The organism is Microcoleus sp. AT8-B5 (assembly GCF_036705565.1).
GTDB lineage: Bacteria > Cyanobacteriota > Cyanobacteriia > Cyanobacteriales > Microcoleaceae > Microcoleus.
The window spans coordinates 23,913-30,498 of sequence record NZ_JAUBUY010000064.1; the positions used below are offsets into that span (position 1 = coordinate 23,913).

Annotated in this window: 4 protein-coding genes; 3 read left to right on the plus strand and 1 reads right to left on the minus strand. The window is 44.3% G+C overall.

All coding sequences use genetic code 11. The features are described 5' to 3' along the window. Nucleotides 1-122: 122 nt before the first annotated feature. The 3 genes from QUB39_RS27360 to QUB39_RS27370 all read left to right on the plus strand — a co-directional run bounded on the left by QUB39_RS27360 (nt 123) and on the right by QUB39_RS27370 (nt 4,058). On the plus strand, nt 123-1,268 hold the full coding sequence (locus QUB39_RS27360; protein ID WP_333212217.1) for a citrate synthase: 1,146 nt from the start codon (nt 123-125) through the stop codon (nt 1,266-1,268). Between the two features lie 603 nt (nt 1,269-1,871). Next, nucleotides 1,872-3,482 (plus strand): AAA family ATPase, encoded by a 1,611-nt coding sequence (locus QUB39_RS27365; protein ID WP_333212219.1) that lies wholly within the window; start codon nt 1,872-1,874, stop codon nt 3,480-3,482. Nucleotides 3,483-3,854: 372 nt separating this feature from the next. Continuing rightward, the gene (locus QUB39_RS27370) at nt 3,855-4,058 is read left to right on the plus strand and encodes a helix-turn-helix domain-containing protein (RefSeq protein ID WP_333212221.1); all 204 of its coding nucleotides are present in this window, start codon (nt 3,855-3,857) and stop codon (nt 4,056-4,058) included. Nucleotides 4,059-4,250: 192 nt separating this feature from the next. Here QUB39_RS27370 and argZ read toward each other — a convergent pair whose 3' ends face one another. After that, the gene (argZ, locus tag QUB39_RS27375; RefSeq protein WP_333212223.1) at nt 4,251-6,365 is read right to left on the minus strand and encodes a bifunctional arginine dihydrolase/ornithine cyclodeaminase; all 2,115 of its coding nucleotides are present in this window, start codon (nt 6,363-6,365) and stop codon (nt 4,251-4,253) included. Nucleotides 6,366-6,586 lie beyond the last annotated feature (221 nt).

Consider the following 6,586-nt stretch of genomic DNA (forward strand, 5'->3'; position numbering starts at 1 on the left):
TGTGTGTTGAAAAACCCGGTTTCTGAACCCGAATTAAATGATTATTTGTCAAGACTGCGACACTATCTTGCTTTCTGGTAATGTACTTTTAGTAGATTGAACTCACACAAAACGGTATCGCAATGGTCGTCGGCGAATTCAAACCAGGTTTAGAAGGTGTTCCCGCCACCTTGTCCAGCATTAGCTACGTCGATGGACAAAAAGGGTTGCTGGAATATCGCGGGATTAGCATCGAGGAACTGGCACTCAAAAGTTCCTTTCTCGAAACTTCATATTTATTAATCTGGGGGGTACTTCCGACAAAGGAAGAACTAGAAGCTTTCGAGCATGAAATTCGCTATCACCGCCGGATCAAATATCGCATCCGGGACATGATGAAATGCTTTCCAGAAAGAGGACATCCAATGGACGCCCTGCAAGCTTCAGCGGCCGCCCTGGGCTTGTTCTACTCCCGCCGAGCTCTGGCTAACCCAGCATACATTCGAGAAGCTGTAGTGCGGCTGCTAGCTAAGATTCCCACAATGGTAGCAGCGTTCCAGCAAATGCGACGGGGAAACGATCCGGTGCGGCCGAGGGATGACTTGAACTACTCGGCTAACTTTCTTTATATGCTCAACGAGCAAGAACCCGATCCCCTGTTAGCTAGCATTTTTGACACTTGTCTGACTCTCCACGCTGAACATACAATTAATGCCTCTACATTTTCGGCAATGGTAACAGCTTCGACGCTGACAGACCCTTACGGAGTGATTGCTTCAGCAGTTGGCACTTTGGCGGGGCCGCTGCACGGGGGAGCTAATGAAGAAGTGATTGATATGTTGCAGCAAATTGGTTCGGTAGAAAATGTGCGGCCTTTTGTCGAGAAGTGTGTTGCAAATAAGGACAAAATCATGGGTTTCGGTCACCGAGTTTACAAGGTGAAAGATCCGAGAGCAACTATTCTTCAGAGGTTAGCGGAACAGTTGTTTGAGAACTTCGGCCGCGATGATTATTACGACATTGCTGTCAAGTTGGAAGAAGTGGTTGAAGAGAAATTGGGCCAGAAAGGAATTTATGCAAATGTAGATTTCTATTCTGGTTTGGTTTACCGAAAAATGGGAATTCCGCTGGACTTATTTACACCAGTTTTTGCGATCGCCCGCGTTGCTGGCTGGTTGGCCCACTGGAAGGAACAACTAGAGGCAAACCGCATTTACCGCCCTACTCAAATATATACGGGGACTCACGGTGCTCCTTATATTGCGATCGAGGACAGACTCCCATCTTAACCTCAAAGCTGTAGCCGTAGGGTGCGTCACCTTGCAAAAATCTGTCAATAAAAATCGACTTTTCGAGTAGCGACGCACCTTATCAAAATGTTGGTTTTTTTTCCTCATCTCTGGAAAAGAACAGGTGCGTCGCCATGAGATTGTCGCTGTTGATGAAGGATTGTCGATGGCGACACACCCTACGGCTTAACTTTAGCTAGAGGCGATCGCCTAATCACAAAGTTGAGAAGATGATTATTGAGGCGATCGCTCTCTAAAACAAATCAAATCATTTGAGAATATTTGTTGTTGGGTGAAATAGCGATCGCTTAATCGTAAACTTCAACGGCAATATCGGTTATCGTGTCATCGAAGCCAATATTCGCGAGTTATTACATAATCCTGCGAGAGAGCAAACTTGGTGCTAACTCCATCAGATCGAAATATCAAACGCCTCATCCAATGTCTTGACAAAAAGTACGGTTATGCAATAGTTTTGAGCTATAAACATGATTGTACCGCAACTGCGATAGAATTATAAGTTGTAACGCAGCGCGCAGCTCGATCGGGACATTTTTCGCTTAATACATTCCAATTTCCCATCACGACGATATACTTTGCAGAATGAGAATTAAAAAGATCGAGTTAAAGAACGGTTATAAACGATTTCACCATTTAACAATAGATCTCGGTGATAATCCAAAAAGAATTGTTGCATTGGTTGGCCCTAATGGTTGCGGGAAAAGTAGCGTTCTTGACGGGATACTTTTCCATAATCACGCACATGAATTAATTGGTGAAAAGGGCAATAAAGATTATAAATATCATTCGATGCACAAAGCCCCAAATTTTGACTACCAAAACATAGTAATTGATTTCGTCGAAGGATCATTTCAAGACGTTTGGAGAGCCAAACAGCCAGAGGGAAAGCATAAAACTCTTATTTCATTTAGAAGTCCCTATCGTTACAACAGCAACCTTAACGTAACCGAATCAAGAGCTATCAACGAAATTCGTCTAAATACTTACGGTGCAAGTCTATCCTCTGATTTGGATGACAAGATGGAACAAAATTATAGACGTTTGAATATAAAATACAATAAATATTTGCACGCTCAGAATTGCAGGCCTAGCGAAGCAAATCAAAAAATAATCGGGGATTTGAATAAGGCAATCCAAAATTGCCTTGATTTGAGCGTCACCAGTATCGGTAATATTGAGGCTTCTGAGGGCACATTATATTTCCGTAAATCAGATCATCCGCAAGAATTTGAATTCAATGTTCTCTCTTCTGGCGAAAAGGAAGTTGTAGATTTATTACTCGATCTGTATTTGAGAAAAGACGATTTCGATAACACAATTTTCCTCATTGACGAGCCAGAGTTACATATCAATACATCAATACAGAAAAAGTTGTTGTTAGAAATTAACAAGTTAGTCGGTGACAACTGCCAAATATGGGTAGCAACACACAGCATAGGTTTTTTGCGAGCATTGCAGGATGAATTGAAAAATGAGTGCCAGATAGTTCATTTCCCAGCAGGAGTAAATCTGGCATCAACACCGCAAACGATTACTCCAGCAGTAAAAAGCCGCTCGGAATGGCTTAAAATATTCGAAACAGCACTTGACGACCTAACAGGTCTTGTCAGTCCGAAACGAATTGTTTACTGTGAAGGCAGAGGTGAGCCGGGTGTTAATGGACAGGAAAGAGGACTTGATGCGAAAGTCTTCAATAACATTTTTGCTGACAGATACCATGACACCTTGTTTATTTCAAGCGGCGGCAACACAGAACTCGATCAACGTAGCGAAATTGCCATCGCAATTTTAACAAAAGTATTTTCAGAAATTGAGATATTGGTTCTAAAGGATAGGGACATTTCGTCAGGTAAAGAAACCTCGGAGCAAGATAGACAAGTATATCTACAGAATAACCCCCAAAACCACAGGGTTATCAAGCGGTGGGAAATTGAAAACTACCTTTATGATAAGGAAGTTCTGGCTAACTATTGTTCAGCCATTGGGAAGAATTTCAATGAGTCAGAATATAATGAGTTGGTTGCCGACATCGTTAATCAAAATATCAAAGATAAAACTGGTATGATTAAGTCCATTTGTGGAATTACCACAAGCATCAATCCTGAGATTTTCAAGATCACACTTTCAAAATATATGAAGGAAGATATGACTGTCTATTCAGAGTTAGAGAGATGTATATTTTACAGGGCATGATTGTTTGTTCAGAAGCTATACCCTAATTTTATTAAACGTAGACAATTAACAGGCTCAAACTGCGTTACAACAAGGCGCTGCACCCGACCGCCTACAGTCCGCTCGTTCCTCGCTCCCTTTCGGCGGCAGGTGAGCTTGGTCGTTATACCGAACCGATCGCTCCGTTTAAGTTATCTGTTTATAGCAGAGATTAAGCAAGCAAAAATAGTTGGCTTCGTTGTTGAGTTCGGAGAGGTTATCGGCGATCGCCCTCTAAAACACATCAAATCATTTGGGAATATTTGTAGTTGGGTGAAATAGCGATCGCCAATCACAAACATGAGACGATAAAATGTTGAATAGATCGCTGTATTCAATAGTCAAAAAGGCTTAATGGAAGAAGTTTTAATCGAATTTATCAACACACTTGATACATCATGCAAAAAACTGCAAGAAGGCGCAAGCGTATCACAGCTAACTATTAGCCAATTTCAGTACATTGATGCAATTCATCAACTCCAACAACCGACCATTACCGAAGTAGCAGAAAAGCTGACAATTACCAAAGCTTCAGTTAATGTAGGGTGCGTCAGGTAAGATTATTTCCGATGCAAATCAACAATCTCAAAACTGACGCACCTCGCCAAACGGTGCGTCAGAAATATGCTTTCCGTACAACTTGAAAATCTCAAATCTGACGCACCCTACTAGACATCGCAAGAATTGCCTGTCTTGAACAGGCAGGATGCCTGTTCCACAATAATTATGGGAGATGTCTACTAGCTAAATCTACACAGATTGAGCTACATGATGGCGGCTGGTCAACTTATCCAATTGATTCACCAACAAACTGAGGAACAATCCTACATCGGTAACAACTCCAGTAGACTCGATCGAACCCCGATCGCTCAATTTCGTCACCACCGCCGGATTAATGTCCACACACACCATCTTCACACCAGCCGGCGTCATATTTCCCACACCAATTGAGTGCAGCATAGACGACAGCATTAACACCATATCCGCACCTCGTAACAGCTCAGTATATTCTTCTTGAGCCTTAACTAAATCCATTTGCGTGTCGGGAAGTGGGCCGTCATCGCGGATCGAACCGGCAAGAGAAAAGGGTATATTGTTCTTGACGCACTCATACATCACACCGTTAGTAACCAAGCCTGCTTCAACAGCTTTTGCAATACTCCCGTAACGCCGCACACTGTTAATTATTTTCAAGTGGTGCCGATGTCCGCCGCGCACAGCAATACCGCGTTTCATGTCAACCCCTAAAGAGGTTCCCATATTCGATTGTTCCATGTCGTGAACTGCGATCGCATTTCCGCCCAACAACGCTTGTACGTAACCTTCGCGAATCAAATGTGCTAAATGTTCGCCACCGCCGGTGTGGATAACAACAGGCCCCGCCGTAACTACAACTTTGCCACCGCGATCGCGAATTTGGCGCAATTCCCAGGCTACTTGTTCCACCACCAATTCTACGCGGCGCTCGCTAGAAACGCTGCCCGACATAAAGCTGAATTCTTGAGAATTGCGCTGTTCCCGCGATTCTGTTTTGCGGATGGTGCGGATGCCCACTACATCTACAACGACTTTTTCTCCTACTTTTAAGTCGCGCAATAATTTGCATTTAGCCACTGGGCCATCAGCGGTTTCAGTAATAGCAACAGCACCATCCATCCGCTGATTTTGCGCTTTCACCCACTGACCATTTACCCGCACTTCCGTGGGATAAATCGTACTAACATAAAAGTCGTCCGGGCCAACGCCATCTTGCACTACCGGTTCTAAAATAGCGTCGCAAATCTCTTGTGGTGGCGGTACTGCACCCAAGTCAATCAGCATTCCCATCATTTCTTCCATCACATCGTGGGAAGGAGCCGAAACTTTAACGTCGGCAGATGATGTACTTTGCCGCTGCTCTCCTAGATTGAAATTGAGCACTTGGAAACTGCCACCGAGATCGACAATTAAGTCTAAAGCGCGGCTGATTAAGCCTGCATCGAGCAAGTGACCTTCCATGCGAATTGTGCGGCTTTCTACCATCACGTTTGCCGATCGATCTTCTTGCACCGGTTCCGTTACCCGCAGCGTCAAACACTTACAGGCGCCGCCCGCTTTCAGAAATTCGCTCATCGGCGTTTCAATTACTTGAAAACCGGCCTGAGTAATGCGCGATTTTAAGGCTTCGCTAACCTTGTTCATTACCACAACTTTGTCAATATTGACCGCATTGCAGGCAAAGTTAGCGGCATCTGCTTCTTCAATGGCAATGCGTTTTTCTGGTGGTACCCGCATTTCAATTAAGCGGTTGGAATACGAGTCAAATGCTGCTGGATAGTAGAGCAAATAGCCACCTGTCAAGGGACAAAAACAGGTGTCTAGGTGATAGAAACGTTCGTCAACTAAACGCAGCGAAAGCACTTCTATGTTGAGCCATTTTGCTAGTAACGGGTGCGAGTCGAGTTCGGAACGGAAGCCGTAGCCGGCCCACAACCAGCGTCCTTCGCGATCGAGTAAAGCATCGCCAGCGCCCTCAAACGGCAAGTCTTTCGGGAGTTCGTGCACGGTGAAACCTTTGCTTTCAAACCATGCTTTGAAATAGGGTTCTTCGCCTTGGCGTTCTTTGTGATAGAAACGGCTGAGGACGAAGGTATTGCCTAAAAGTAAGCCTGCGTTGGCGGTGAACACCATATCCGGCCAGCCTTTTTCGGGCGGTACGAGGTCTACCACGGCGTTGTCTTTGAGGACGTGGTAAAGTTTTTCCCACTGTTCGACGGCGCGATCGCGCGATGATTTGTGGACATTTCCCTCCATCCACGGATTAATCACGTAATCCACATCGTAGTGGTCGGGAGCACACATGAGGAAGCGAATTGAGTCAGTCATAATTCAGTTAAAATGTGGTAGACGCTACAGCAGACGTATGTTGACAGAGTTTGTATAATAGCAACTGTAATATTGACTACTAATTTTAGCAGCGCAACGTCTGGAGCCTCAAAAGGCTAACTCTTTATTATATCATGTTTAATATGAGATTACACTCAGGAATGAGAATTAAATAACTTCCACTCTTGAAAGTGGGATGGGCGTCCCGCCCGTCCTTTTTG

What these genes read in the sequence shown, in the direction of transcription:
- QUB39_RS27360 (WP_333212217.1), top strand. Translation starts at nt 123, where the DNA reads ATGGTCGTCGGCGAATTCAAACCAGGTTTAGAAGGTGTTCCCGCCACC.
- QUB39_RS27365 (WP_333212219.1), top strand. Translation starts at nt 1,872, where the DNA reads ATGAGAATTAAAAAGATCGAGTTAAAGAACGGTTATAAACGATTTCAC.
- QUB39_RS27370 (WP_333212221.1), top strand. Translation starts at nt 3,855, where the DNA reads ATGGAAGAAGTTTTAATCGAATTTATCAACACACTTGATACATCATGC.
- argZ (WP_333212223.1), bottom strand. Translation starts at nt 6,365, where the DNA reads ATGACTGACTCAATTCGCTTCCTCATGTGTGCTCCCGACCACTACGAT.